25 protein-coding genes are annotated in these 25,855 nt (G+C 72.8%); 14 read left to right on the top strand and 11 right to left on the bottom strand.

Going from position 1 to position 25,855, the window contains the following annotated elements; translation table 11 throughout:
* Nucleotides 1-66: 66 nt before the first annotated feature.
* The 3 genes from ABZ234_RS24070 to ABZ234_RS24060 all read right to left on the bottom strand — a co-directional run bounded on the left by ABZ234_RS24070 (nt 67) and on the right by ABZ234_RS24060 (nt 2,983).
* On the bottom strand, nt 67-741 hold the full coding sequence (locus ABZ234_RS24070) for a response regulator transcription factor (protein WP_352986078.1): 675 nt from the start codon (nt 739-741) through the stop codon (nt 67-69).
* On the bottom strand, nt 738-1,961 hold the full coding sequence (locus ABZ234_RS24065; RefSeq protein ID WP_355013529.1) for a sensor histidine kinase: 1,224 nt from the start codon (nt 1,959-1,961) through the stop codon (nt 738-740). The genes ABZ234_RS24070 and ABZ234_RS24065 overlap by 4 nt, the downstream gene beginning before the upstream one ends.
* A gap of 164 nt (nt 1,962-2,125) precedes the next feature.
* Nucleotides 2,126-2,983, bottom strand: a complete 858-nt coding sequence (locus tag ABZ234_RS24060; protein WP_267948439.1) for a fused MFS/spermidine synthase — start codon at nt 2,981-2,983, stop codon at nt 2,126-2,128.
* Between the two features lie 210 nt (nt 2,984-3,193).
* On the opposite strand from ABZ234_RS24060, the gene ABZ234_RS24055 reads away from it, so the two are divergent.
* Nucleotides 3,194-4,930 carry a proline--tRNA ligase gene (locus ABZ234_RS24055; protein WP_267950268.1) on the top strand — a complete coding sequence of 579 codons (1,737 nt, stop codon included), beginning with the start codon at nt 3,194-3,196 and terminating at the stop codon, nt 4,928-4,930.
* A gap of 120 nt (nt 4,931-5,050) precedes the next feature.
* Here the strand turns inward: ABZ234_RS24055 and ABZ234_RS24050 are convergent, their stop codons facing one another.
* Together ABZ234_RS24050 and ABZ234_RS24045 are read right to left on the bottom strand one after the other, a co-directional pair.
* Entirely contained in the window at nt 5,051-5,512 is a 462-nt protein-coding gene (locus tag ABZ234_RS24050) for a ferritin-like domain-containing protein (protein ID WP_267948440.1), read from the bottom strand.
* Nucleotides 5,513-5,557: 45 nt separating this feature from the next.
* A complete protein-coding gene (locus ABZ234_RS24045) occupies nt 5,558-6,073 on the bottom strand; it encodes a hypothetical protein (protein WP_355013528.1) in 516 nt (171 codons plus the stop codon).
* A 360-nt stretch (nt 6,074-6,433) separates the two neighbouring features.
* Between ABZ234_RS24045 and rimP the strand changes: the two genes are divergently transcribed.
* From rimP to truB, 7 genes are all read left to right on the top strand, one after another.
* Nucleotides 6,434-6,916 carry a ribosome maturation factor RimP gene (gene rimP, locus ABZ234_RS24040; protein WP_267948442.1) on the top strand — a complete coding sequence of 161 codons (483 nt, stop codon included), beginning with the start codon at nt 6,434-6,436 and terminating at the stop codon, nt 6,914-6,916.
* 24 nt (nt 6,917-6,940) lie between these two features.
* Nucleotides 6,941-7,954, top strand: coding sequence for a transcription termination factor NusA (nusA, locus tag ABZ234_RS24035; protein WP_267948443.1), 1,014 nt, complete (start codon nt 6,941-6,943; stop codon nt 7,952-7,954).
* Nucleotides 7,955-7,967: 13 nt separating this feature from the next.
* Nucleotides 7,968-8,273, top strand: a complete 306-nt coding sequence (locus ABZ234_RS24030; protein ID WP_352986073.1) for a YlxR family protein — start codon at nt 7,968-7,970, stop codon at nt 8,271-8,273.
* A 231-nt stretch (nt 8,274-8,504) separates the two neighbouring features.
* Nucleotides 8,505-11,552, top strand: coding sequence for a translation initiation factor IF-2 (infB, locus tag ABZ234_RS24025; RefSeq protein ID WP_355013527.1), 3,048 nt, complete (start codon nt 8,505-8,507; stop codon nt 11,550-11,552).
* Nucleotides 11,553-11,635: 83 nt separating this feature from the next.
* The gene (locus ABZ234_RS24020; RefSeq protein ID WP_267948445.1) at nt 11,636-11,932 is read left to right on the top strand and encodes a DUF503 domain-containing protein; all 297 of its coding nucleotides are present in this window, start codon (nt 11,636-11,638) and stop codon (nt 11,930-11,932) included.
* A gap of 2 nt (nt 11,933-11,934) precedes the next feature.
* Nucleotides 11,935-12,378 (top strand): 30S ribosome-binding factor RbfA, encoded by a 444-nt coding sequence (gene rbfA / locus ABZ234_RS24015; RefSeq protein WP_267948446.1) that lies wholly within the window; start codon nt 11,935-11,937, stop codon nt 12,376-12,378.
* Between the two features lie 84 nt (nt 12,379-12,462).
* Nucleotides 12,463-13,350 carry a tRNA pseudouridine(55) synthase TruB gene (truB, locus tag ABZ234_RS24010; protein ID WP_355013526.1) on the top strand — a complete coding sequence of 296 codons (888 nt, stop codon included), beginning with the start codon at nt 12,463-12,465 and terminating at the stop codon, nt 13,348-13,350.
* Nucleotides 13,351-13,363: 13 nt separating this feature from the next.
* Here the strand turns inward: truB and ABZ234_RS24005 are convergent, their stop codons facing one another.
* On the bottom strand, nt 13,364-14,212 hold the full coding sequence (locus ABZ234_RS24005) for an alpha/beta fold hydrolase (RefSeq protein ID WP_355013525.1): 849 nt from the start codon (nt 14,210-14,212) through the stop codon (nt 13,364-13,366).
* Nucleotides 14,213-14,424: 212 nt separating this feature from the next.
* Between ABZ234_RS24005 and ABZ234_RS24000 the strand changes: the two genes are divergently transcribed.
* The 6 genes from ABZ234_RS24000 (at nt 14,425) to ABZ234_RS23975 (ending at nt 20,736) form a co-directional block, all read left to right on the top strand.
* A complete protein-coding gene (locus ABZ234_RS24000) occupies nt 14,425-14,733 on the top strand; it encodes a type II toxin-antitoxin system Phd/YefM family antitoxin (protein WP_355013524.1) in 309 nt (102 codons plus the stop codon).
* A complete protein-coding gene (locus ABZ234_RS23995; RefSeq protein ID WP_355013523.1) occupies nt 14,730-15,014 on the top strand; it encodes a type II toxin-antitoxin system RelE/ParE family toxin in 285 nt (94 codons plus the stop codon). Before ABZ234_RS24000 ends, ABZ234_RS23995 begins: the two co-directional genes overlap by 4 nt.
* A 162-nt stretch (nt 15,015-15,176) precedes the next feature.
* The gene (locus ABZ234_RS23990; protein ID WP_267948451.1) at nt 15,177-16,124 is read left to right on the top strand and encodes a bifunctional riboflavin kinase/FAD synthetase; all 948 of its coding nucleotides are present in this window, start codon (nt 15,177-15,179) and stop codon (nt 16,122-16,124) included.
* 264 nt (nt 16,125-16,388) lie between these two features.
* Entirely contained in the window at nt 16,389-16,658 is a 270-nt protein-coding gene (rpsO, locus tag ABZ234_RS23985; protein ID WP_267948452.1) for a 30S ribosomal protein S15, read from the top strand.
* Nucleotides 16,659-16,966: 308 nt separating this feature from the next.
* Entirely contained in the window at nt 16,967-19,282 is a 2,316-nt protein-coding gene (locus tag ABZ234_RS23980; RefSeq protein WP_267948453.1) for a polyribonucleotide nucleotidyltransferase, read from the top strand.
* A 119-nt stretch (nt 19,283-19,401) separates the two neighbouring features.
* Entirely contained in the window at nt 19,402-20,736 is a 1,335-nt protein-coding gene (locus ABZ234_RS23975; RefSeq protein WP_267948454.1) for a pitrilysin family protein, read from the top strand.
* A 57-nt stretch (nt 20,737-20,793) separates the two neighbouring features.
* Here the strand turns inward: ABZ234_RS23975 and ABZ234_RS23970 are convergent, their stop codons facing one another.
* The 5 genes from ABZ234_RS23970 to ABZ234_RS23950 form a co-directional block, all read right to left on the bottom strand.
* Complete coding sequence (locus tag ABZ234_RS23970; protein ID WP_355013522.1) at nt 20,794-22,023, bottom strand: Dyp-type peroxidase; 1,230 nt, start codon at nt 22,021-22,023, stop codon at nt 20,794-20,796.
* A complete protein-coding gene (locus tag ABZ234_RS23965) occupies nt 22,023-22,577 on the bottom strand; it encodes a copper chaperone PCu(A)C (protein ID WP_267948456.1) in 555 nt (184 codons plus the stop codon). The genes ABZ234_RS23970 and ABZ234_RS23965 overlap by 1 nt, the downstream gene beginning before the upstream one ends.
* A gap of 285 nt (nt 22,578-22,862) precedes the next feature.
* Nucleotides 22,863-23,336, bottom strand: a complete 474-nt coding sequence (locus ABZ234_RS23960) for an Hsp20/alpha crystallin family protein (RefSeq protein WP_355013521.1) — start codon at nt 23,334-23,336, stop codon at nt 22,863-22,865.
* A gap of 33 nt (nt 23,337-23,369) precedes the next feature.
* Nucleotides 23,370-24,926: a BCCT family transporter gene (locus tag ABZ234_RS23955; protein WP_355013520.1), complete on the bottom strand. Its 1,557-nt coding sequence runs from the start codon at nt 24,924-24,926 to the stop codon at nt 23,370-23,372.
* 331 nt (nt 24,927-25,257) lie between these two features.
* Nucleotides 25,258-25,773 carry a MarR family transcriptional regulator gene (locus tag ABZ234_RS23950; protein WP_355013519.1) on the bottom strand — a complete coding sequence of 172 codons (516 nt, stop codon included), beginning with the start codon at nt 25,771-25,773 and terminating at the stop codon, nt 25,258-25,260.
* Nucleotides 25,774-25,855 lie beyond the last annotated feature (82 nt).

The following is a 25,855-nucleotide window of genomic DNA, read 5'->3' as shown; positions in this document are numbered from 1 at the left end:
GCGGGTGTAGGGGGAGACCCCGAGGCGCCCCCGGCGCCCCTCGGGGGAGGGCCGGGGGCGGGCCGGTCAGGTGTTCCGGCTCCACCGCGGCGTGACCAGGGCCGTCTCGTAGGCGATCACGACCAGCTGGGCGCGGTCGCGCACGCCCAGCTTCACCATGGAGCGGCTGACGTGGGTCTTGGCCGTGGCAGGGCTGACCACCAGCCGGGCGGCGATCTCCTCGTTGGACAGCCCGCCCCCGACCAGCGCGACCACCTCGCGCTCGCGGTCGGTGAGCCCGTTGAGGCGGACCGAGGGGGCCGGGGCGCCGGGCGGGCGGCGGGCGTAGTCGGCGATCAGCCGCCGTGTGACCGCCGGCGAGAGCAGCGCCTCGCCCGCGTGCACGACCCGGACCGCCTGCAGGAGGTCGCGGGGCTCGGTGTCCTTGACCAGGAACCCGCTGGCCCCGGCGCGCAACGCCTCGAAGATGTACTCGTCCAGGCCGAACGTGGTGAGGATGACGATCCGCGTCTCCGAGAGGCCGGGGTCCGCGAGGATGCGCCCGGCGGCGGCCAGGCCGTCCACACCGGGCATGCGGATGTCCATCAGGACCACGTCGGGCCGCTCCGCGCGGGCCAGCCGGACCGCCTCCTCGCCGTCACCCGCCTCGGCGACCACCCCGATGTCGGGGGCGCTGTCCAGGAGTGCGCGGAAACCCGCACGCACCAGGGCCTGGTCGTCGGCGAGCAGCACCCTGATCACGGCGTCCTCGTTTCGTCGGCGCCGGACGCGCCGCGCACGTCCGGCGGGGTGGAGTCCGGCTGTCCCGGCCCGGCCGGCCCCGACGGCAGCCGTGCCCGCACCCGGAATCCTCCCCCCTCCAGGGGGCCCGCGTCCACCGTGCCGCCGACCAGGGCGGCGCGTTCGCGCATCCCGGTGATGCCGTTGCCCGGCACCGGGGGGCCGACCGTGCCGCGGCCGTCGTCCGTCACCTCGACCACCAGGGAGGACGCCCCGTGCTCGATCCGCACCCGGACGGCCGTCGCGCCGGAGTGGCGCACGGTGTTGGTGAGCGCCTCCTGCACGGTGCGGTAGGCGGCCGAGTCGGTGCTGACGGGCAGGCGGGCGGGGGTTCCGACGACCTCGACCTCCACGTCGAGCCCCGCGGTCCGCGTGCCCTCGGCGAGTTCGCCCACCCGGTCGAGCCCGGGGACCGGCGACCTCGGCGCGGCCTCGTCCACGGCGCGCAGCACCCCCAGCATCCCGCGCAGCTCGGTCAGGGTGTCCTTGCTGGTCTGCTTGATGGTGGCCAGGGCCTCCGCGGCGCGCCCGGGCTCCGTCTCGATGAGGTAGAGGGCGGTGCCGGCCTGCACGTTGATCAGCGAGATGTTGTGCGCGACGGTGTCGTGCACGTCCCGGGCCAGCCGGAGCCGCTCCTCCGACGCCCGGCGGAGCACCTCCTCCTCCTTCGTGCGGCCCGCCTCGACCGCGCGCTCGCGGTCGGCCCGCAGGTACTCCTGGCGCCAGCGCACGACCTCGCCCGTGCACAGCAGCAGCAGGACCCAGGCGACCATGCCCACCGCCTCGAAGCGGAACCCGCCGCTCACCAGCAGCTCGTAGGCGTTGACCGCGGCGAACTGGCCGACGCCCAGCGTCCACCCGAACACGCGGTAGCCCCAGCGGACCAGGGTGTAGAGCATGACGGCGGTGCACAGCATGACCATGCCGTCCGGGAAGCCCAGGGGGTAGTAGACGGTCGCGGAGGCGATCGAGACCAGGCCCACGACGCACGGGAAGGCGGTCCGCCACAGGAGCGGCAGGCACGCCCCCAGGACGAGGGCCCACCCCCACGGCCAGAGCTCGCGGTCGGTGGGGACGGGGTCGACCCACTCGACCACGAGCGTGCTGCCCGCGGACAGGACCAGCAGGACCAGGGCGAGCCAGGCGTCGGTGCGCGTCGGGCGCGGGAGTAGTGCTGCCACACCCACGACGGTACGGTCACCCCCCGGGGTCGCGCGTCCTCCTCAGGGGTGCACTTCGCGCGTCGGCGTACTCCCCCCGGAGTACGCGTCCCGCGTCCCCGGGAACCCGTCCGCCGGGAGCGGCGGCCGGTTCCGGCCGTCCGCGCCGGGGCCCGGCGGCGGGCTCAGAACACGTCGTCCGGCGGCGCGGGGGAGTCGACCGCGTCCGCGTCGTGGACGGGCGCGCGGCCCGAGACGAAGCGGTCCAGATCCCCGCCCTCCAGCAGCCGGGCCATCTCCGGGTCGCGGTGCGCGCGGCGGCCCAGGTCCTCCGAGGGGAGCGGCCGGTGCCCGGCCACCAGGACGAGGTTGCCGAACCGGCGCCCGCGCAGGATGGCGGGCGCGGCGGTCAGGGCCACGTGCGGCAGCACCGCGCGGGCGGTCGCCGCCTGCGCGCGGGTGTGCTCCAGGGAGTGGCCGTCGCCGATGTTCACCGCCAGCAGGCCTCCGGGCCTCAGCACGCGCGCCATCTCCCCGTAGAACTCCACCGAGGTCAGCCGCGCGGGCGTGCGCGCCCCCGCGAACACGTCGCTGACGACCAGGTCCGCGCTGTCGGCGTGCCGGGCGCCGATCCACTCGCGGGCGTCGCCGATCCCCACCCGCAGCTGCGCCCGGCGGTCCCACGGCAGCCGCCGCCGCACCATCTCCACCAGAGGGGCGTCCACGTCCACCGCGCGCTGCCGCGAGCCCGGGCGGGTGTGCGCCACGTACCGGGCCAGGGTCAGCGCCCCCGCTCCCAGGTGCAGGGCGTCGATCGGCTCGCCCGCGGGCGCGACGAGGTCGGCGGCGTGCGCGATCCGCCGCATGTACGAGAAGTCCAGGTAGGACGGGTCCGACAGGTCCACGTGGGACTGCGGCGTCCCCTCCACCACGAGGAACCACGAGTCGGACCGGTCCGCGTCCGCGAGCAGCTCCGTCCCGGGAACGCCCTCCGGCTCCCCGGCCCCGTCGGGTCCCGTGTCCCGAGTACCGCGTCTGCCCATGCTCTTCCCCGTTCGTCGGCGGCGTCCGCCGGCCCCTGCGCCGGCCGCGCCCGCCGCCCGGATCGCCGGCCACCAAGCCTAGGTACGGGCGGGAGCGCTCGCGCAACCCACGCGCGAACGCGTCCGCACTACCGCTAGCCTGGGACTCCCCTAGTCCTGATCCCCACGCCCCACGGGCGTGTTCACCGAGGAGTGGCCGTGCTGCTGCGGATGTCGAACCTGTTCCTTCGCACCCTGCGTGAGGACCCGGCGGACGCCGAGGTGCCGAGCCACAAGCTCCTCGTCCGCGGCGGGTTCGTGCGCCGGGCCGCCCCCGGCATCTACTCCTGGCTGCCCCTGGGCAAGATGGTCCTGGACAACGTCGCCCGCGTCGTGCGCGAGGAGATGGACGCCATCGGCGGCCAGGAGGTCCTCCTGCCCGCCCTCCTGCCCAAGGAGTACTACGAGGCGACCGGCCGCTGGGAGGAGTACGGCGACACCCTGTTCCGCCTCAAGGACCGCAAGGGCGCCGACTACCTGCTCGGCCCCACGCACGAGGAGCTGTTCACGCTCCTGGTCAAGGGCGAGTACTCCTCCTACAAGGACTTCCCCGTCGTCCTGTACCAGATCCAGGAGAAGTTCCGCGACGAGGCGCGCCCCCGGGCGGGCGTGCTCCGCGGCCGCGAGTTCCACATGAAGGACTCCTACTCCTTCGACATCGACGACGAGGGCCTCCGGGCCTCCTACGAGGCGCACCGCGCCGCCTACATCCGGATCTTCGACCGGCTCGGGCTGGAGTACGTGATCGTCTCCGCCACGTCCGGGGCCATGGGCGGGTCCGCCTCGGAGGAGTTCCTGGCCGTGGCCCCGAGCGGCGAGGACACCTTCGTGCGCAGCACGGAGTCCGACTACGCCGCGAACGTCGAGGCCGTCGCCACCCCGGCGCCCCCGGCGCTGCCCGTCGAGGGGCTGCCCGAGGCGGTGGTGCACCACACCCCGGGCACCGCGACCATCCAGACGCTGGTGGACTTCCTCAACGGGGCCGGGCTGGGCCGCGACTTCAGCGAGGCCGACACCCTCAAGAACCTCCTCGTCAAGACCCGCGAGCCCGGCGCCGAGGAGTGGAAGCTGCTGGCCATCGGCCTGCCCGGCGACCGCGAGGTCGACCTCAAGCGCCTGGAGGCCGCACTGGAGCCCACCGAGGTCGCGCTCCTGGACGAGGCCGACTTCGCGGCCAACCCCTTCCTGGCCAAGGGCTACATCGGCCCCCTCGCCCTGCTGGACAACAAGGTCCGCTACCTGGTCGACCCGCGCGTGGTCACCGGCACCGCGTGGGTGACCGGCGCGGACAGGGCCGACCACCACGTCATCGGCCTGGTGGCCGGGCGCGACTTCACCCCGGACGGCGTCATCGACGTCGCCGAGGTCCGCGACGGCGACCCCTCGCCCGACGGGCGGGGCACGCTGTACACCTCGCGCGGCATCGAGATCGGCCACATCTTCCAGCTCGGCCGCAAGTACACCGACTCCTTCCAGGTGGACGCCCTCGGAGCCGACGGCAAGCCCAGGCGCATCACCATGGGCTCCTACGGGATCGGCGTCTCGCGCGCCGTCGCCTGCGTCGTCGAGCAGTCCCACGACGACAAGGGCATCGTCTGGCCGCGCGCCATCGCGCCCGCCGACGTGCACGTGGTCGGGACCGGCAAGGGCGAGCAGATCGAGGAGGCCCTGCGGATCGGCGCGGAGCTGGAGGCACGCGGACTGCGCGTCCTCGTGGACGACCGCAAGGGCGTCTCGCCGGGCGTCAAGTTCACCGACTCCGAACTGCTCGGCATCCCGACCGGTGTCATCATCGGCCGCGGGCTCAAGGACGGCCTGGTGGAGCTGCGGGACCGCGCCACCGGCGACCGCGAGGAGGTCGCCCTGGCCGAGATCGTGGACCGCACCGTCGCCGCCTGCCGCGGCTAGGGCGCGCCCGGCGGGCGCCGCCCGGACACGCCCAGGGGCTCCCGCCCCGCGGGCGGCGGCCGGGACGACCGGGGTCGAGGGGCCGGGGAGCAGATCCCCGGCCCCTCGCGCGTGCTCCCGTCAGGCGGTCTCGAAGCCGGGGAGGGCGTCCAGCTCCCCGCCCCACTCCAGGCCCCGCAGCGTCGTCTCCTGGAGGGCGCGCGCGGCCCTCGACCGCAGACCGGCGTCGCCCGACGCCGTCAGCCACAGGTACGCACGCGCCGCCGTCTCCTCCAGCCCGACCGCGAAGGCGTCGAAGCCGTCGTCGTCGCGCCCCTCCGGCAGGGGATACGTCGCCAGCGCCGAGGGCGCCCCGAAGCCGCGTTCCACCGCCGCCGCACGCAGCGCGTCACGCAGGGCCTTGTGCTGCTGGGCGGCCTCCAGGGCGCGCTCGCGCCGGTCCCGGTCCCCGGCGGCACCGCCGACGAACTCGTACCCGTACACCGCCGCGTGCTCCGCGCTCAGCGCCTCGGCCAGCGCGTCGGGGCCGGGGTCCGCGCCGGGGTCCGCCCCGCCCGGGGTGGACACGGGACTCTCGCTCACCAGTACCGCCTTCAGGTTCGTGGATGCCGTGCGGGAAGGCCGGGCCTAGGCCCGGGCCAGAAGGTACGCGTGTCCTGCCTCGCAGGCGCCGATGCCGCTGATCAGCTGGGCCAGGCCGGGGTCGGACACGGCCGCGGCCTGGTCGAGGCGCGCACTCGTCGCGGCCGACTCCAGCAGGCGCAGCCCCGCGGTGTCCAGCACCCCGCCGGGCACGGGCCCGCCCTCCGGAGGGGTTTCCCCGCCCCCGGCCGGGTCGGCGGGAGGTGTGGGGGAGGCGCCCTCGGGGAGCGACTCCACGAGCGCGTCCACATGGGTCAGGTGGTGCTCCAGCAGCCGCTCCAGCAGGTCCGCCGGCCCCGTCCCGCCAGCGATCGCGGCCTCGTAGAGGGACACCGTCCGCTCCTTCTCCCGGATCACCGACCGGAGCACGTACTCGTCCGGGGTCACGTCCGCGGGGTACCACTCCGCCTCGCCGCACCCGGCCAGACCCGCGACCGCCGCTCCGGCCACCGCAGCGCCCAGCACCGTGCGGCGGCTGACGCAGCCGTTCACCTGGCCCACGTGCTCTCCTTCCGTGCCCCGTGCCGTCCCTCGCCGGCACGACGGCCGTCCGGGACGGCCACGGCCCCATCTTTCCACGGTCCGCGCGGGGCCCGGCCCGGGCCGACACACCCCTCCACGCGGGCTTTCCCGCCTCCCGGGGCCACTCCGCGGCGCCTCCCCGGCACCGACGGCGACCTGGAGGACGCCCGGGTGTGGATACCCTTGCAGCACAACCGCCGTCGCACGCGACGCGCGGTCGGTCCGCGTCCCTCAGGGGGCGGACCGTTCAGTCGCAGACTACGTACAGAGCTGGACCGCCCCGTACACCGGCCCGAGGCCGAGCGGGCGGGATTTCTCCGCTGGAGGGGCAGGCACCACATGGGAGCGCAGGCACGCGAAGAGCGCATCGCCGAGCTGCTGGAGCCGGTACTGGCCGAGGCCGGACTGGACCTGGAGGCCGTCGAGCTGACACCGGCGGGCAAGCGCCGGGTCCTGCGCGTCGTCGTCGACTCCGACGACGGGGTGGACCTGGACCGGGTCGGCGAGGTCAGCCAGGAGGTCAACGCCGCGCTGGACGCCTCCGACGTCATGGGCGAGCTGCCCTACGTCCTGGAGGTCACCTCGCCCGGGGTGGACCGTCCGCTGACGCAGCCGCGCCACTGGCGGCGCTCCCGTGGACGGCTGGTGAAGGCCGCCCTCGCCGGGGGCGGCGACGTCACCGGCCGGGTCACCGACGCCGACGACGAGGGGGTCACCCTCGACGTCGAGGGCCGGCCCCGCACCCTCGCCCACGCCGAGCTCGGCCCGGGCAGGGTCCAGGTGGAATTCCGTCGCGAAGCCGACACCGACGCGGCGGACTAGAGGGGGAGCCCCGTGGATATTGACATGAGTGTCCTGCGCAGCCTGGAGCGCGAGAAGGACATCGCGGTCGAGCTGGTGGCCAAGGCCATCGAGGACGCGCTTCTGATCGCCTACCACCGCGAAGAGGGACCCGACAAGAAGGCCAGGGTCGAGCTCAACCGCTCGACCGGCCACGTGACCGTGTGGGTGTCCGAGACGGACGAGGAGGGCGAGGTCGTCGGCGAGTTCGACGGCACCCCGTCCGGCTTCGGCCGCATCGCGACCTCCACCGCCAAGCAGGTCATCCTCCAGCGCCTGCGGGACGCCGAGGACGAGCTCACCCTGGGCGAGTTCGCCGGGCGGGAGCACGACATCGTCTCCGGCATCATCCAGCAGGGCAAGGACCCCCGGAACGTGCTGGTCGACCTCGGCAAGCTCGAAGCGGTCCTGCCCCCGCAGGAGCAGGTCCCCACCGAGACCTACACCCACGGGGAGCGGCTGCGCGCCTACGTGGTCCAGGTCCGCAAGGGCCACCGGGGTCCGTCGGTCACCCTCTCGCGCACCCACCCCAACCTGGTGCGCAAGCTCTTCGAGCTGGAGGTGCCCGAGATCGCCGACGGCACCGTCGAGATCTCGGCGATCGCCCGGGAGGCGGGCCACCGCACCAAGATGGCCGTCCGGTCGCACCGGGGCGGGGTCAACGCCAAGGGCGCCTGCATCGGTCCGCTCGGCAGCCGTGTCCGCAACGTGATGGCGGAACTGCACGGAGAGAAGATCGACATCGTCGACTTCTCCGACGACCCGGCCGCGTTCGTGGCCAACGCCCTGTCCCCGGCGCGGGTCAACTCCGTGGAAATCCTCGACATGGCCGCGCGTGTCGCGCGGGTCGTCGTGCCCGACTACCAGCAGTCCCTGGCGATCGGCAAGGAGGGCCAGAACGCCCGCCTCGCCGCCCGTCTGACCGGTTGGCGCATCGACATCCGCTCCGACGCCGAACCCGCCGGCGGTCCCGCCGACGGTGACGGAACCGACGGCGACGACGCCGCCGCGGCCGGTTAATCGGGTCGCGGCGATGCCCCGACGCGATATGGTGGCCGGAGACGGTCCCGACGGCCCTGTGCGCACATGCGTGGGGTGCCGGTCTCGGGCAGTCCAGTCCGACCTCGTGCGGCTGGTGGCTGTGGGCACGGCCATCATGCCCGACACCCGGGGTCGACGTCCGGGGCGTGGCGCCTACCTGCACGACGACCGGCGGTGCCTCGAGCTCGCCGAGCGTCGCAGGGTATGGTCCCGCGCCTACCGGAGGGGAGCGGGTGACGCCGGGTGGGACCTCTCACCCGTAGAGGCCCTGCTCGATGCCGCCCCTCGTGGCGGATAGGGTTACCGCTCCCGATAGGGTTGGAATGTCTGGGCCGGTCTCCGGGTTGTCATAACCGAGGTCGGCGTACCAGTGCTGTGTCGGCACGCGAGTACCGACCCATTGTTGTGTAGCGATGAGGAAGCAGGTCGAGATTGCGATGAGCGCCTGATGAGTACGCAGCGATGAGTAACTCGAGCTAACGACGGTCCGGCACAAGCCCATGTCCCGGACCGAAGCTGAAGGAGAGTAGTGGCGAAGGTCCGGGTGTACGAACTCGCCAAGGAGTTCGGTGTAGAGAGCAAGGCCGTGCTGGCCAAGCTCAACGAGATGGGCGAATTCGTCCGTTCGGCGTCCTCGACGATAGAGGCCCCCGTCGTGCGACGCCTCCAAGAAGCCTTCAACAACGGTTCCGACGGCGGCAGGAAGGGCTCGGCTCCCAAGCCCGGCCCCCGCGCCGCGTCCGAGCCGGGTGCGGCCCCCAAGCCGGGGCCCGCTCCCAAGCCCGGCCCGAAGCCGGGTCCGGCCGCGCCCAAGCCGTCGGCAGCGCAGGGCGAGTCCGCCCCGCGTCCCGGTGCGCCCAAGCCCGGCCCCAAGGCCCCCCGCGGCGAAGCGGGTGCCCGCCCCGGCGGTGCGCCCAAGCCCGGTGGTCCGGCAGGCCGGCCCGAGGGCGTGCGCTCCGAGGAGCCCCGCCCCGAGGGCGGGCGTCCCGAGGGTGGACGTCCTGAAGGCGCACGTCCCGAGGGCGCACGTCCCGAGCGCGGCGAGCGCCCCCCGCGGGGCGACCGTCCCGAGCGCGGTGAGCGTCCCGAGCGCGGCGAGCGTCCCCAGCGGGGCGAGCGTCCCGAGCGCGGCGGCGCCCGTCCGGGCCCGCGCACGTCCGGTCCGCGTCCGGGCAACAACCCGTTCGCGTCCAACGCCTCCGGCATGGGCTCCAAGCCCGCGCCGCGTCCCGGTGCCGCTCCCGGCGCCGGCGCTCCGCGTCCGGGCGGTCCCCGTCCGGGTCCGCGTCCCGGCCCGCAGGGCGGCGGCGACCAGCGCGCCCCGCGTCCCGGCGGCGCCGCGGGCGCTCCGCGTCCGGGCGGTGCCGCAGGCGGACCTCCGCGTCCCGGCGGCGGCGCCGGCGGACCCCGTCCCGGCGGTCCGCGTCCCAGTCCCATGAACATGCCCTCGTCCCGTCCGGCCTCGCCCGCGGGCGGCGGTCGCGGCGGTGCCGGCGGCGGTCGTCCCGGCGGTGGCGGCGGTGGCCGCGGTCGCGGGGGAGCCCCCGCGGGTGCGGGTCCGCGTCCCGGTGGCGGCGGCGGTGCCGGCGGCGGTCGTCCCGGCGGCTTCGGCGGTCGCCCCGGCGGCGGCGGTCGCGGTCGCGGCGGCGGAACCGCCGGTGCGTTCGGCCGTCCGGGCGGTCGTCCCGGGCGTGCCCGCAAGTCCAAGAAGCAGCGGCGCCAGGAGTTCAACGACCTCCAGGCACCGTCCTTCGGCGGCGTCAAGATCCCGAGCGGCAACAACCAGGTCATCCGCCTGTCCCGCGGCGCCTCGCTGTCGGACTTCGGCGACAAGATCGACGTCAACCCGGCGTCGCTCGTCCAGGTCATGATGCACCTGGGTGAGATGGTCACCGCGACCCAGTCGCTGCCCGACGAGTCGCTCCAGCTGCTGGGCGAGGAGCTCAGCTACCGCATCGAGGTCGTCAGTCCCGAGGACGAGGACCGCGAGCTGCTGGAGTCCTTCTCCATCGAGTTCGGCGAGGACGACGGCACGGCCGAGGACCTGCGTCCCCGTCCGCCCGTGGTCACCGTCATGGGCCACGTCGACCACGGTAAGACCCGACTGCTGGACACCATCCGCAAGACCAACGTCGTCAGCGGCGAGGCCGGCGGTATCACCCAGCACATCGGCGCCTACCAGGTCGCCACCGAGGTGGACGGCGAGGAGCGCAGGCTCACCTTCATCGACACCCCGGGCCACGAGGCGTTCACCGCCATGCGTGCCCGCGGTGCGAAGGTCACCGACATCGCGGTCCTGGTGGTCGCGGCCGACGACGGCGTCAAGCCGCAGACGGCCGAGGCCATCGACCACGCCAAGGCGGCCGAGGTGCCGATCGTGGTCGCGGTCAACAAGATCGACGTCGAGGGCGCCGACCCGCAGCGGGTCCGTGCGCAGCTCACCGAGTACGGCCTGGTCGCCGAGGAGTACGGCGGCGACGTCCAGTTCGTGGACATCTCCGCGCTCAAGGGCGACAACATCGACGGCCTGCTCGAGTCGATCGTGCTGACCTCCGACGCCTCGCTCGACCTGACCGCCAACCCGGACATGGACGCCCAGGGTCTGGCCATCGAGGCCTACCTGGACCGCGGTCGCGGTTCCATGGCCACGGTGCTGGTCCAGAGGGGCACGCTCAACGTCGGCGACTCGATCGTCTGCGGCGACGCCTACGGCCGCGTGCGCGCCATGCTCGACGAGCACGGCAACAACGTGCAGAGCGCCGAGCCGTCCCGTCCGGTGCAGGTGGTGGGTCTGACCAACGTTCCCAGCGCCGGCGACAGCTTCCTGGTCGTCAAGGACGACCGGGTGGCACGTCAGATCGCCCAGCAGCGCGAGGCGCGCGAGCGCTTCGCCCAGCAGGCGCGTTCGGCCCGCCGCGTCACGTTCGAGACCTGGCAGGACGCCCTCAAGGAGGGTGAGCGCTCCGAGCTGCTCCTCCTCATCAAGGGCGACATGTCCGGTTCGGTCGAGGCGCTGGAGGAGTCGCTCCTCAAGATCGACTCGGGTGGCGACGAGGTCAACATCCGCGTCATCGGCCGCGGTGTCGGTGCGATCACGCAGAACGACATCAACCTGGCGTCGTCCGCCGACGCGATCATCATCGGCTTCAACGTTCGGCCCGAGGGCAAGAACAGCGAGCTGGCCGATCGCATGGGCGTCGACATCCGGTACTACTCGGTGATCTACCAGGCCATCGACGAGGTCGAGGCCGCGGTCAAGGGCCTCCTCAAGCCGGTCTACGAGGAAGTCCAGCTCGGCAGCGCCGAGGTCCGCGAGGTCTTCAAGGTTCCGAAGATCGGCAACATCGCGGGCTCGATCGTCCGTAGCGGCCTCATCCGCCGCAACACCAAGGCACGGATCATCCGCGAAGGGGTTGTCATCTCCGAGAACCTCACCGTGGAGTCCCTGCGACGGTTCAAGGACGACGCGACCGAGGTCCGCGAGGGCTTCGAGTGCGGTATCGGTGTCGGCTACAACGACATCCGTATCGCTGACGTCATCGAGACCTACGAGATGCAGGAGAAGTCCCGCGACTGACCCTCGCGGAGTCTGATCCGAAGGGGCCCCGGCCGTGTGGCCGGGGTCCCACACTCTTTCCCCACAACACCACAGGTGATCATTTGTACGTCGGGTCGCTGACCCTGGACGTCCTTCTCGGTGACGTCCACTCGCTCAAACAGAAGCGCTCGCTGGTCCGGCCGGTGATCGCCGAACTGCGCCGCAAGTTCTCCGTCTCGGTGGCCGAGGTCGGGGACCACGACCTGTACCGACGGGCCAAGGTCGGCGTGGCGGTGGTCGCGCCGACGGCGGCGCACGCCCGTGACCTGATGGACACCTGCGAACGTTTCGTCGCGGGACGTCCCGAACTGGAGCTGCTCTCCGCCAGGCAGCGGCTCTTCAACGAAGAGGAAGACTGACGATGGTTGACGCCGCACGCGCGCGGAAGATCGCCGACCGCATCCAGCGCATCGTCGCCGAGATGCTGGACCGGAGGATCAAGGACCCGCGCCTGGGATTCGTCACCGTGACCGACGCGCGCATCACCGCCGACCTGCGGGACGCCACGGTGTACTACACGGTGTTCGGCAGCCCGGAGGAGAAGGCCGCCTCCGCCGCCGCTCTGGAGAGCGCCAAGGGCGTCATCCGCAGCGAGGTGGGGCGCCAGACCGGTATCCGGCACACGCCGAGCCTGGCCTTCGTCATCGACGAGGTCCAGGAGAACGCCCAGCACATCGAGGAACTGCTGGTCAAGGCGCGCCAGTCCGACGCCGAGGTGGCCGAGAAGGCGACCGGCGCCAAGCACGCGGGAGAGGCCGACCCGTACAAGGCGCCCCGCGAGGACGACGAGGACGAGGACGAGTAGCCTCCCTCCCCGTTCCAGCACCACCGGCGGCGGCGCGGTCGCGCCGCCGCCGTCCCCTTCCCTCCAGAAGCTCCGAGGAGAGCCATGGCCGAGAGCGGCGTCGTCGTCGTCGACAAGCCCGCCGACTGGACCTCGCACGACGTGGTCGCCAAGACGCGCGGGCTGGCACGCACGCGCCGGGTCGGCCACGCGGGCACCCTCGACCCGATGGCCACGGGGGTCCTCGTGCTGGGGATCGAGAAGGGCACCAAGCTCCTCGGCCACCTGACGCTGACCGAGAAGGAGTACGCGGCGACCATCCGGCTGGGCCTGGTGACCAACACCGACGACGCGGAGGGGGAGCCCGGTGTGCGGGTCGACGCCTCGGAGGTCGGGGACGAGGCCGTGCACGCGGCGGTCGCCCGGCTGACCGGTGAGATCCAGCAGGTCCCGCCGCAGGTCAGCGCGATCAAGGTGGGCGGCAAGCGCGCCTACAAGTCGGCGCGTGAGGGCAAGGAGGTCGTGCTCCGGCCCCGCGCGGTCACCGTGGCGCGGTTCGAGGTCACCGCCGTCCGCAGGGTGGAGGACGCCGACGGCGTCTTCGTGGACGTGGACGCCTCCGTCACGTGCTCCAGCGGCACCTACATCCGCGCACTCGCCCGGGACATGGGCGAGGACCTGGGCGTGGGAGGCCACCTGACCGCGCTGCGCCGTACGCGGGTGGGGCCCTACGACCTGTCGCAGGCCCGCACGCTCGACCAGCTGGCCGCGGAGTTCACGCAGGTGCCGCTGGCCCGCGCGGTCGCGGTGGCCTTCCCGGTGCGCATGCTCACCGACGACGAGACCCGCCTGGTCCGGAACGGGAACCGGATCGGGCCGAGCTCGCTCGGCCCCGGGCCGGTCGGCATGTTCGCCCCCGACGGCCGGGTGATCGCGCTGGGGGAGAACCGCAGGGACCACATGAAGCCCCTGGTGGTGTTCGAGCCGGCCTGACCCTCCGGGCGCCTCAGGACACGCCGAGGAAGTCCGCGAGGGCGGCGGTCAGCTCCGCCGGGCGCTCGACGGACGGAAGGTGTCCGGTCTCCGGCATCTCCAGCAGGCGTGCCCCGGGGATCCCCTCGGCGTACAGGTCGGCCACCTCCCGGACGGGGCCGGGCTCCGACAGGCCCTTCACCACGAGCGCGGGCGCGGCGATCTCGCCGAGCCGCTCCTTGGACGGCCTGCCGGGCCAACGGGTGGTGAGGGCGGGCCCGGACCACCGGCGGGCGAACAGCTCCCGCAGCATCAGGAGGACCGTGTCCCACGCCTCGGGCGGCATGTCCTCGGGGTCCCGTCCGGGGCCCAGCACCATGAAGCGGGCCTGGGCCTGCGCCATCGCGGCGACGTCCGCGGGGTCGGGCTCCGCGCGTCCGGCGGCGTACACCTCCAGGCGCTCGTGGGGGACGGCGGCCAGGACCATCTTCCGCGACTCGCGGACGAACACCTCGGGCCACTCGTGCCCCGAGAGGCCCGGACACACCAGGGCCAGGGACTCGACCCGGTCGGGCGCGGCCAGCGCGGCGTCCGCGCAGCAGGCGCCGCCGTAGGAGGCGCCCACGAGGGTCGCGCGCCCGATGCCGAGCCCGTCCATGAGGGCGAGCAGGTCCTCGTGGTGGGTGACGGGCCCCTCGTGGTCGGCCGAACCGCCGTGGCCCCGCCAGTCGTACCGGACCACCCGGTGGGTTCGCGAGAAGGCGGCGAACTGGTGGTCCCACATGCGCCGGTCACCGACCCCGGCGTGCACGAACACGATCGCCGGCCCGGAGCCGGCCTCGTCGTACGCGAGCCGGGTGTCTCCCGTGTCGATCATCGCCATCCGGGCACGTTAGCGGTGGCGGAGGCGTGTGCCAACCCCGCTCTGCCGGCGGCGGGGCGGCGCACCGCGCGGACGCGCCGCGCACGGGCCCTCACGTCCGCCGCAGCCCCGCTTCCTCCAGTTCCCCGCGCACCACCCGGTGCATCGGCTGGGACAGCAGGAAGGCACGAAACAGGGAATTCTGGCGTGAATCATGTACAGCTCATGGCCTGTTGGCCAGCACTGACGCCATGACGACGATGCCGCTGGCGGAAGCCAGGAACCACCTGTCCACGATCGTCGACGAGGTCGAGAGAACCCACGACGCCGTCACCATCACCCGCAACGGCAGGCCCAGCGTCGTGGTGATCTCCGTGGACGACTACGAGTCGATGACGGAGACCTTCGCCCTCCTGGACAGCCCCGAGGAGCAGCGGAGGCTGCAGGAGGCCGAGGAGTCCCTGGAGGCCGGTGACGTGACGACGGCGGCGGAGATGGCTGACCTGATGCGCGAGAGGGTCCGTCGGGAGGACAACGGGTGAGCGATCGCTACGCCCTCGTGCTCGCGCGACCGGCGCGACGGGCGCTCACCGACGGACTCCCCCTCAAGATCGCCTCGGCGGTCCGGGCGCTGGTCGACGGTGACCTCGGAACGAAACCCCGCGCCGTGGGAAAACCCCTGAACGCCCCCTTCACCGGGCAACGGGTGGCCAGGCGCTCCTCCTACCGCGTGCGGTACCGGATCGAGGAGGCCGCGCGCCGGGTCACCGTGCTCGACATCCGGGGCAGGGCCGACGCGTACCACTGCTCGGGTGGTCGCTGAGAAGGGCGGCGCCTCCGCGGCGGGGGAGTGTGCCGGGCCACACCCCCGGTCTGTCGGTGCCGGTGCGCCCGGCGTGGCACCCTTGGTTCCGGAAAGCCCCGCGGCCCCCGGCGGCGGGGCCCGGCGCGGAGCCATGAGGAACGACGAGCAGGGGAGCCGGACGTGCGGCGATGGGACGGGCTGGAGGGCATCCCCTCCGGGCAGGGGCGCTCCGTGGTGGCGGTCGGCGTGTTCGACGGGGTGCACCGGGGCCACCGGGCCATCCTGGAGGCCGCCGTCGGTCGCGGCCGCGAACTCGGGCTCCCGGTCGTCGTGGTCACCTTCGACCCGCACCCCCGGGCCGTGCTGACGGGGACCGCCCCGCCGGTGCTGACCCCGCTGGAGCGGAGGGTGGAGCTGCTCGGGGAGTACGGCGCCGACGCCGTGTGCGTCCTGGGGTTCACCAAGGACCTGTCCTCGCTCGCCCCCGAGGAGTTCGTGCGCCGGGTGCTGGTCGACCGGCTGCACGCCGCGGCCGTGGTCGTGGGGGAGGACTTCCGGTTCGGGCACCGCGCCGCGGGCGACGTCGCCGCGCTGGCCGCGCTCGGGGCCGGGTTCGGCTTCACCGCGTACGGGGTCGCCCTCGTCGCGGACGGCGAGGCGATCACCTCGACGCGGGTGCGCGCACTGCTCGCCGAGGGGGCCGTGGCCGAGGCGGCCGGGCTGCTCGGCCGCCCGCACCGGGTCGAGGGGGAGATCGTCCACGGGGCGGCGCGCGGACGCGAGCTGCTGGGGTTCCCCACCGCCAACATGGACCTGCTGCCCGGCACGGCGGTCCCCGGAGACGGTGTCTACGCGGGCTGGCTGAGCCGTGTCACGCCGGTGGCCGGCCACGAGACGCGCTGGCCGGCCGCGATCTCCGTGGGCACCAACCCCACGTTCGACGGCGCGGAGCGGACCGTGGAGTCCTACGCCCTGGACCGCGACGACCTGGAGCTGTACGGGGTCCGGATGACCGTGGACTTCACCGCGCGCATCCGCGGCCAGGAGCGCTTCGACAGCATCGAGGAGCTCATCGTGGCCATGCGCCGGGACGTGGACCGGTGCCGCGAGGTCCTCGGCGCGGCCTGACCGGGGCGCGGGGAGACGGGGCGCACCCGCGGGTCAGCCCCGTCACCTCGTGCTCTGCGGTAGGGTGGGTTCGTCCACGTGTGCCTCGCGGACGGTCACGATCCGGTGAACCGACCCGTGGGGAGCGCGGTGCGCCCACGCCGTCGGCGGAGGGCCGCGCGCACCACACGCGACGGTGACTGTTCGCACGCGCGGTCACCGCGTCTGATCCCCGTCACGTATCGGGATCCGCCCTGCGTGCCGACTTTCCAGCGAAGGAGCGACGTGTCGATCGACACCGCCACCAAAGAGAAGATCATCGCCGAGTACGCCACCACCGAGGGTGACACCGGTTCCCCCGAGGTCCAGGTCGCGCTGCTCACGCACCGCATCACCGAGCTGACCGAGCACCTCAAGGACCACAAGCACGACCACCACAGCCGTCGTGGCCTGCTCCTGATGGTCGGTCGTCGCCGCCGCCTCCTCAAGTACATCGCCAAGCAGGACATCACCCGCTACCGCTCGCTGATCGAGCGTCTGGGCCTGCGCCGCTAGGTGTGAACGGCGGGAGTGGCTTCGGCCGCTCCCGCTTTGTTAGTAAGGTGTGACGCGACGGCGGTCACAGACCGCCGCCCGCCTAATTTCACAGAGATCACCCGCGCCCCTCCCTCGGCACCAGAGTCGAGGCCGGTCCTCGGTAGTGGTCCCCGGACAGCGCCTCCCAGGCGTGCCGTGGGCTTCGATCGATGACCGGCCGTCATCAACTCCGGGGCACGGACGCGGGAAACGAACAACGAAGCGCCCGGGGCACGCCCGTGCCCGGCGCGACGAACGCGAACACGTGTAGTAGTAGGAGGTCGCCCATGGAGGGCGTTTACTCGGCCGAAGCCGTCATCGACAACGGCAAGTTCGGCTCCCGTACCATCCGCTTCGAGACCGGTCGCCTGGCCCGCCAGGCCGCCGGATCGGCGACGGTCTACCTGGACGACGAGACCGTCGTCCTGTCGGCCACCACCGCCTCGAAGCGTCCCAAGGAGAACCTCGACTTCTTCCCCCTGACGGTGGACGTCGAGGAGCGCATGTACGCCGCGGGCCGCATCCCCGGCTCGTTCTTCCGGCGCGAGGGACGTCCCTCCGAGGACGCCATCCTCACCTGCCGCCTGATCGACCGGCCGCTGCGCCCGTCGTTCCGCAAGGGCCTGCGCAACGAGATCCAGATCGTCGAGACGATCCTGGCCCTGCACCCCGAGCACCTGTACGACGTCGTCGCCATCAACGCGGCCTCGATGTCCACGCAGATCTCCGGCATCCCCTTCTCGGGCCCGATCGGCGGCGTGCGCGTCGCCCTGATCGACGGCCAGTGGGTGGGCTTCCCGACCCACGCCGAGCTGGAGGGCGCCACCTTCGACATGGTGGTCGCCGGTCGCGTCCTGGAGGACGGCGACGTGGCGATCATGATGGTGGAGGCCGAGTCCACCACCCGGACGCTGAAGCTGGTCGCCGAGGGCGCCGTCGGCCCCAACGAGCAGTCCGTCTCCGAGGGCCTCGAGGCCGCCAAGCCCTTCATCAAGGTGCTGTGCAAGGCCCAGCAGGCCGTCGCCGACCAGGCGAGCCGCGAGGTCACCGAGTTCCCGATCTTCCTCGACTACGAGGACGACGCGTACGCGGCCGTCGAGGCCGCCGTCCGCGACGAGCTCTCCAAGGCGCTCACCATCGCGGACAAGCAGGACCGCGAGGCCGAGCTGGACCGCGTCAAGGCCATCGCCGGCGAGAAGCTGGCGGAGGACTTCGAGGGTCGCGAGAAGGAGGTCGGCGCCGCCTTCCGCTCGCTCAGCAAGCAGGTCATGCGCGAGCGCGTCCTGCGCGAGAAGGTCCGCATCGACGGCCGCGGCCCCAAGGACATCCGCGGGCTGAGCGCCGAGGTCGGCGTCCTCCCGCGGGTGCACGGCTCCGCCCTCTTCGAGCGCGGCGAGACCCAGATCCTGGGTGTCACCACGCTCAACATGCTGCGCATGGAGCAGATGGTTGACACGCTCAACCCGGACAAGACCAAGCGCTACATGCACAACTACAACTTCCCGCCCTACTCCACCGGTGAGACCGGCCGGGTGGGCTCGCCCAAGCGGCGCGAGATCGGGCACGGCGCCCTTGCCGAGCGCGCCCTGCTCCCGGTGCTGCCGGCGCGCGAGGAGTTCCCCTACGCCATCCGCCAGGTGTCCGAGGCCCTCGGGTCCAACGGCTCCACCTCGATGGGTTCGGTCTGCGCGTCCACCATGTCCCTGATGGCGGCCGGCGTGCCCCTCAAGGAGATGGTGTCGGGCATCGCCATGGGACTGATCAGCGAGGGCGACGAGTACGTCACCCTCACCGACATCCTGGGCGCCGAGGACGCCATGGGCGACATGGACTTCAAGGTCGCCGGCACCCGTGACCTCATCACGGCCCTGCAGCTGGACACCAAGCTCGACGGCATCCCCGCCGAGCAGCTGGCGCTCGCGCTCCAGCAGGCCCGCGGCGCCCGCCTGGCCATCCTCGACGTGATGCAGGAGGCGATCGAGCGTCCGGCCGAGATGAGCCCGAACGCTCCGCGCATCCTCACCGTCAAGGTCCCGGTGGACAAGATCGGAGAGGTCATCGGCCCGAAGGGCAAGATGATCAACTCGATCCAGGACGACACCGGCGCCGAGATCACGATCGAGGACGACGGCACCATCTACATCGGTGCCACCGACGGCCCGTCCGCCGAGGCCGCCCGGGACACGATCAACCAGATCGCGAACCCGACGATGCCCGAGGTGGGCGACCGGTACCTGGGTACCGTCGTCAAGACCACGACGTTCGGCGCGTTCGTGTCGCTGCTGCCCGGCAAGGACGGCCTGCTGCACATCTCGCAGATCCGCAAGCTGCACGGCGGCAAGCGGATCGAGAACCTCGACGACGTCATGGGCATCGGCGAGAAGATCCAGGTCGAGATCCGCGAGATCGACGACCGCGGCAAGCTCTCGCTCGTCCCGGTCGAGGTCGTCGAGGCCGAGGCCGCCTCCGCCGCCCCGGCGGTCGAGGCCGAGGTCGAGGCCGACACGGCCCCCGAGGGCGAGGACAACGGTGGTGACAAGGACGGGGACGCCCCCCGTCGCCGTCGCCGCCGCAGCTCGGGCGGGCGTTCCGAGAACACCTGATCCTGACTGACGCGTGTCGGGGGCGGTCGCACCACGGGTGCGGCCGCCCCCGGCGCGTATCCTCGGCTGGGCCCCCGGCGGCCCGGCCGCCGATGTTCCGACGCGAAGAAGAAGGATTCATGAGCTCTGTCCCCATCGCCGCCGAGCAGGATCCGGGCACGACCGTGACGCTGCTGGAGCCCGACGGCGGTTCCGGCCTGGTGCGCCGCACGGTCCTGCCCGGCGGCCTGCGCGTGGTCACCGAGAACATCCCGGGTGGCCGGTCCGCGGCGTTCGGGATCTCGGCCACCACCGGCTCCCGCGACGAGGACTCCGCGCACGCGGGGTCGGCGCACTTCCTGGAGCACCTGCTGTTCAAGGGGACGCGGACCCGGTCGGCGCTGGAGATCTCCGCGCTGCTGGACGGTGTGGGCGCCGACCACAACGCCTACACCACGAAGGAGCACACCTGCTACTACGCCAAGGTGCTGGACCGCGACCTTCCGCTGGCCATCGACGTGGTCGGTGACATGGTCGCGAACTCGGTGCTGGACGAGGGGGAGGTGGAGACGGAGCGGGGCGTGATCCTGGAGGAGATCGCCATGTACGAGGACGAGCCCGCCGACCTGGTGGACGACGTCTTCGCGGCGCACTTCTACGGGGACACCCCGCTGGGCCGCCCGATCCTGGGCACCACCGACACCATCCGCGCCCTGCCCCGGGACCGGATCGCCGAGCAGTACCGGGACGTGTACGTGCCCGGGGAGCTGATCGTGACGGCGGCCGGGAGCCTGGACCACGACCAGGTGGTGGAGCAGGTCCGGGCGATGTTCGCCGACCAGCTGGCCGCGGCGGGCGACGCCCGCCCCGCCCGCCCGCGTGCGGGGGCCGGTCCGGTCGCCACGAACGGCGGCACCGTGGTGCAGCCGCGCGACACCGAGCAGGCGCACATCATCCTGGGTTCGGAGGGCATCACCAGGACCGACCCGCGCTGGCACGCGCTGCGGCTGCTCAGCGCCGCCCTGGGCGGCGGCATGTCGTCCCGCCTGTTCCAGGAGGTGCGGGAGAAGCGCGGCCTGGCGTACTCGGTGCACGCGTACCAGACCGGCTACGCCGACACCGGCATGTTCCAGATCTACGCGGGCTGCCTGCCGGAGAAGGCCGACGAGGTCATCGGCGTGTGCCGCGACGAGCTGGAGAAGGTGGCGGCCTCGGGGATCACCGCCGAGGAGCTGACCCGGGCCAAGGGCCAGATCCAGGGCTCCCTGGTCCTCGGCAGCGAGGGCACCAACGCGCGGATGGGGCGGCTGCTCTCGCACGAGCTCAACAAGCCGCGCCACTACTCGATCGACGAGGACCTGGCGCTGTTCGACGCGGTGTCCGGCACGGACGTGGCCGAGGTGGCGGCCGAGCTGCTGTCGCGGCCGCGGGCCCTCGCCGTGATCGGCCCGTACGAGGCGGACCGGGTCTTCTAGGGAGCGCCCCGTCCCCCGCCCCGCCCCCCGTCCGCGGACGGGGGGCGGGGGCGCCGGTCAGCCCTCCAGCAGGGTCTGCCCCACGTATCCCCCCTCCTCGCAGCCGGGCGGGACGGCGAACACGGCCGAGCCCACGGCGGTCACCCACTCGTTGAGCAGGTCGAGTTCGTCCAGGCTCCGCTGGATGGGCACGAACTGGCGCACGGGATCGGCCTGGAACGCCGCGAACAGCAGACCGGCCTCCTCCCCGCCCGTCCCGCGCATGTCGTAGTTGTAGGCGCGGCGGAAGATCCGCTCCTCCGGGTCGCCGGTGACCGCCCTGCGCACGTGGGCGAACGCCGGGACGACCGTCAGCCCGGTGGCGTCGACGGCCGCCAGATCCACCTCGTCGTGCTCGGACGCGCCCGTCAGGGGCGCGCCGCTGTCCAGCCGGCGGCCGATGACGGCCTCGCGGGCCGGTCGGTCCAGTTCGTCCCACGTGTCCAGGTGGGTGGCGATACGCCGGATCACCAGCCCCGTGCCGCCCTCCAGCCACGCCGGTCCGCCGCCGCCCCACACCAGGTGCTCGAAGTCCGCCGTCCCCGGCTCGGGGTTGACGGTGCCGTCGACCTGGCCCATCAGGTTGCGCATGGTCGTGCCGTCGGGCTGGGACCCGTGGGCCCGGCGGAACCCGCTCTGGGTCCACCGGGGCCGGGTGAAGGCCCGCGCGTCCTTGAGGAGCATCCGCACCGCGTGCGAGACCGTGAGGGGATCGTCCGCGCACACCTGTACCAGCAGGTCCGCCTCGCCCCACGCCGCGTCGAGCCGGTCGTGGCCGAACTCCGGCAGCGGTTCCAGCCAGTCCGGCACGGCGCCGGGGTCCACGCGTTCGACCAGGCCCCGTCCGAACCCGAACGTGGTGGTGAGCCGGGCCGGGACCTCCGCCAGCTCGGGCTCGGTGTCGGCCAGGGCGGGCTCGCCCCGGGCCAGGCGGGCGGCGTCGTCGCTGAGCAGCCGCATGAGCCGCCGGACCCCCTCCGCGTCGACCTCCGGACCCAGGTCCAGCGCCACGAACGTGCCGTGCGCCTGGGGCGGGGTCTCCACCCCCGCCTGGTGGGGGCCGTGGAAGGGCACGGTCCTGGAGCCGTGGAGCGGGGGGGCCGCGGCCGGGTCGGGGCCGCCCTCCGACCGGCCGGCCCACGTGGCGGCCGCGGCTCCGGCGATCCCCGCCGCGCCGAGGCCCGCCGCCCCGCCCAGGATCAGGCGGCGGCGGCTCAGCGGCCCCGCGCCCGCACCGCGTTCCGGCATCAGTGGCCCCCGTCCCCGTGACCGCCGCCCTCGTACTCCTCGTTCGCCCCGGCGTACTCCTTCACGGGCGCGGTGAACTCGGCGGTGGAGCCGTCGGAGAACTCCACGGTCACGGTGGTCTCGTCACCCGGCTCCAGGTCACGGGTGAGGTCCATGAGCATGATGTGGTCGGCGCCGGGCTCCAGGGGGAGACCGCCCCCGGCGGGGACGACGAACCCGCCGTCCTTCTCGCGCATGGTGGAGTCCGCGCCCTCGGTGACGACCTCGTGCAGTTCGACGGTGTCGGCGGCGTCGTGGGAGGCGGAGACGATGGTGACCTCCGCGTCCGAGCCGTTGGTGATCTCACCGAAGACGGCGGTCATGCCGTCGTCGGCGGTGGCGGCCTTGACCCAGGGGTCGGTGACCCCGAAGGAGTCGGCGGCGGTGGCGGCGGCCGTGGAGGGGGCGTCCTCGTCGGCGGCGCCGGTGGCGTCGGGAGAGGCCGCGGGACCTCCGCAGGCGGTCAGGGAGAGGGCGAGGAGGGCGGTGGCGGCCCACGTACGGGTCGGGTTCACGGGTGTTCGCTCCAGGTTCCGGGCCGCGCTCCCGCGGCCGTCCACCCCTGGTGTCGGATCCGCGGGCCGTTCGGTTCCCGGAGTCTGCGCGTTCCCCGCCGCCCGTACGGCGCCCGGGACCGCAGGGAAGGGCGGCCGGCCGCGTGCGCCGCCGCTGGTTCCCCGCCGTGCCGCCTCCCGTAGGGGGGCCGGGGCGGTCCCGCCCCGCCACGGCGGGGCGGGACCGGCGGGCGGAGCCGCGGGAGCCCGCCGGGCGCGAACCCGGAACGAGCCGCGGACACCGCCTCAGGGCCGCTTCGGCGCCCTCTTGCGCACCGTGATGCGCTTGGGGCCCCGGGCGTTGGCCCCGCCGCGCACCGTGATCTCCAGCAGGCCCTCGGCGTAGGAGGCCTCGATGTCCTCCTCCTTGACGCCCTCCGGCAGGCTGACCCTCCGGCGGAACGTGCCCATGAAGCGCTCGGACGTGTAGTAGACGACGTCGTCCTCGTCGCGGTGGCGCTCTCCGCTGATGCTGAGGATGCCGTCGTTGAAGCTCACCGACACGCCCTCCTCGTGCACCCCGGCGATCTCGCACCGGAGCACGAGGTCGTTCCCCCGGGCCAGGATGTCGGTCGGGGGACTCCACGCGTCCGAGTAGCCGCGCTCCTTGTCGCCCGCCTGCCCGCTCTCCAGCGAGGACATGCTGTCGGAGATCCGGTTCATCTCACTGATCATGTCCACCACGCCGTGGAACGGGTTGTTGAACTTTCGGGGAGCCACAGGGGCCTCCTCTCTTCGCTTGCGGTGAGGGGGTCAGTCGGGGCGGGAGGGGCTCTGGGAGCCCCGGTCCTCCGCCCGGGACCGTTTCGGCGCCCCCGGTTTCGGTTCGGAGGCCAGCCCCTTGACCAGGCCCCAGACCATGAACAGCAGGATGACCGCGAAGGGCAGCCCCGTCACGACCGAGGCCGCCTGGAGGGCGGACAGGGCGTTGGTGCCGCCCAGGACCAGCAGGATCAGCGTGACCGCGCCCTCGCTGATGGCCCAGAAGGCGCGCTGAGCCTTGACCGGGTGCAGGTCGCCGCCGCTGGTGAGGGTGTCCACGACCAGCGATCCCGAGTCGGACGAGGTGATGAAGAAGACCGCCACCACGAGGATCAGGAGGACGGAGACGACCAGCCCGACGATCTCACCCATGGGCAGCAGGTCCATCAGGCGGAAGGCCCGGTCCTCCTCCGCGAGTTCGTTGAGCCCGCCGTCGCCGAACAGCTCGTAGTAGAGCCCGGACCCGCCGAACACGCCGAACCACAGGATGGACACGAGGACGGGGGCGAACAGCGCGCCCAGGACGAACTCGCGGATGGTGCGCCCGTAGGAGATGCGCGCGAGGAAGATGCCGACGAAGGGGGCCCAGGAGATCCACCACCCCCAGTAGAAGATGGGCCAGGTCGTCGTCCAGGACGCCGCCTGCTCGTCCACGAGGGGGCTGGGGAAGGACAGGCTCCAGGGGACGAGGTTGCCGAGGTACTCCCCGGCCCCGGTGGTCGTGATGCTGATGATCCACAGCTTCGGCCCGAACAGGAAGACGATCACCAGCAGCGCGAACGCGAGCCACAGGTTGATGACGGAGAGCCTGCGGATGCCCTTGTCGATGCCGGAGAGCACGCTCAGCAGGGCGATCGCCGTGATCACGACGATGATCACCGACTGGACCAGGGAGTTCGAGGGGATGCCGAAGACGTGGTTGAGGCCGCCGTTGATCTGGAGGGTGCCCAGGCCCAGGGAGGTGGCCAGCCCGAAGATCGTGCCGAACACGGCCAGGATGTCCACGAGGTTGCCGGGCCAGCCGAAGGCCCTGTCCCCCAGGAGGGGGTACAGGGCGGACGCGGGGCGCAGCGGCAGGCCCTTGCGGAAGGCGAAGTAGCCGAGGGAGAGGCCGAGGGCGATGTAGATCGCCCACGGGTGGAAGCTCCAGTGGAAGTAGCTGAGGGCGAGTGCCTCGCCCGCGGCCTCCGGGGGCGGGGGGCTCCCCTCCGGGGTGACGAACTCCGCGTCACGGGGCGAGTGCAGGTGGTGGATGGGCTCGGAGACCCCCCAGAACACCAGGCCGATGCCCATGCCGGTGGTGAAGAGCATGGCGAACCACGCCAGGGTGTTGAACTCGGGCCGGGAGTCGTCGGGGCCGAGCCGGACGGAGCCGAACCGGCTCAGCATGAGGACGATCGCGATGCCGAGGAAGAGCGACGTCGCGAGGACGTAGACCCAGCCGAGCTTCTCGCCGATCCAGTCGCGCGTGGCCGTCGCCGCTGACAGGAGGGGGTCGGTGGCCACGATGCCCGCGACGACGAAGGCGATGATGACGAGGCCGGACACACCGAAGACGGCGGGGTTGGTGTGTTGTCGGATGTACTGGCGTAGGGATGAGATGGGTGGCTCCTTCCCGGCCCCGGTGGGACGGGTGCGCCGTTGACTGGCCGGTCTCTGCAGCTCCTCCGGCCACGGACGTGTTTCCGTGGGATGGTAGGGGCGGAGCGCACCGGCGCAAAGGAACCGTGTGATCGCGGAGTGTTGGTGTTTTGAGCGTCATCGCGCATGGTGAGGTGATATGTCACCCCATGTCATCCTGCGGTGCTCGGGGAGGCTTCCGGGGCGCCGGGGTCCACGACATCCCCGGCATGTCGTGTGCGGTGCCCGGGGGAGGCGGCTACCCGCGGCTCTCGGTGAGGCCGTCCAGGGTGGTGCCCACGCGGTCCAGCCAGTCCGTGATCACGGTCAGCTCCTCCAGCGTGTAGTCGGCGTGCAGGGCGGTCATCGCGGCGCGCATGCCGGGGGCGGTGGAGGCGGCCAGGCGCTCGGCTCCCGCGGTCAGCCGGACGGCGACCTTGCGCCGGTCCCGCGGATGGCGGGTGCGCTCCACGAGCCCGTGCGCCTCCAGCCGGTCGACGACCCCGGTCACCGAGCCGGTGGACAGGCAGAGGCTCTCGGCGATCTCGCCGGGGGTCATGGAACCGCTGACCCGCAGCAGCGTGTAGCACTGGAAGTCCGTGGGGTTCATGCCCGAGCTGTCCGCCATGCGGTGCAGCAGGCGGATCAGCCGCACGGCGAGTCGCTGCCCGTCGCTCTGGAGGGACTCGTAGAGTTCACCTCGCGACCGGCTCTCGGCATCCCCGTCGCGGGCGTCCAGGAGCCCGTCGGAGTGTGCGGCCGGAACGGCGTCCATGGTCTCTCTCTCGCGCTGGCGTGATCGGTTCGTCCGATCTCCCCTGTGAGTCTACGGGGCGCGGTGCCGGGGCCCTCCCGGT

It is taken from the genome of Nocardiopsis sp. NPDC006198 (genome assembly GCF_040613895.1).
Classification (GTDB): Bacteria; Actinomycetota; Actinomycetes; order Streptosporangiales; family Streptosporangiaceae; genus Nocardiopsis; species Nocardiopsis tropica.
Note: the sequence above shows the minus strand (reverse complement) of the source record. Positions and strands in the feature narration are given on the sequence as shown.

Excerpts from the sequence above, each read along its gene's own strand:
- ABZ234_RS24060 (WP_267948439.1), bottom strand. The coding sequence starts at position 2,983 with ATGGGCAGACGCGGTACTCGGGACACGGGACCCGACGGGGCCGGGGAG.
- ABZ234_RS24055 (WP_267950268.1), top strand. The coding sequence starts at position 3,194 with ATGTCGAACCTGTTCCTTCGCACCCTGCGTGAGGACCCGGCGGACGCC.
- rimP (WP_267948442.1), top strand. The coding sequence starts at position 6,434 with ATGGGAGCGCAGGCACGCGAAGAGCGCATCGCCGAGCTGCTGGAGCCG.
- nusA (WP_267948443.1), top strand. The coding sequence starts at position 6,941 with ATGAGTGTCCTGCGCAGCCTGGAGCGCGAGAAGGACATCGCGGTCGAG.
- ABZ234_RS24030 (WP_352986073.1), top strand. The coding sequence starts at position 7,968 with ATGCCCCGACGCGATATGGTGGCCGGAGACGGTCCCGACGGCCCTGTG.
- rbfA (WP_267948446.1), top strand. The coding sequence starts at position 11,935 with ATGGTTGACGCCGCACGCGCGCGGAAGATCGCCGACCGCATCCAGCGC.
- truB (WP_355013526.1), top strand. The coding sequence starts at position 12,463 with ATGGCCGAGAGCGGCGTCGTCGTCGTCGACAAGCCCGCCGACTGGACC.
- ABZ234_RS24005 (WP_355013525.1), bottom strand. The coding sequence starts at position 14,212 with ATGGCGATGATCGACACGGGAGACACCCGGCTCGCGTACGACGAGGCC.
- ABZ234_RS23980 (WP_267948453.1), top strand. The coding sequence starts at position 16,967 with ATGGAGGGCGTTTACTCGGCCGAAGCCGTCATCGACAACGGCAAGTTC.
- ABZ234_RS23975 (WP_267948454.1), top strand. The coding sequence starts at position 19,402 with ATGAGCTCTGTCCCCATCGCCGCCGAGCAGGATCCGGGCACGACCGTG.
- ABZ234_RS23970 (WP_355013522.1), bottom strand. The coding sequence starts at position 22,023 with ATGCCGGAACGCGGTGCGGGCGCGGGGCCGCTGAGCCGCCGCCGCCTG.
- ABZ234_RS23950 (WP_355013519.1), bottom strand. The coding sequence starts at position 25,773 with ATGGACGCCGTTCCGGCCGCACACTCCGACGGGCTCCTGGACGCCCGC.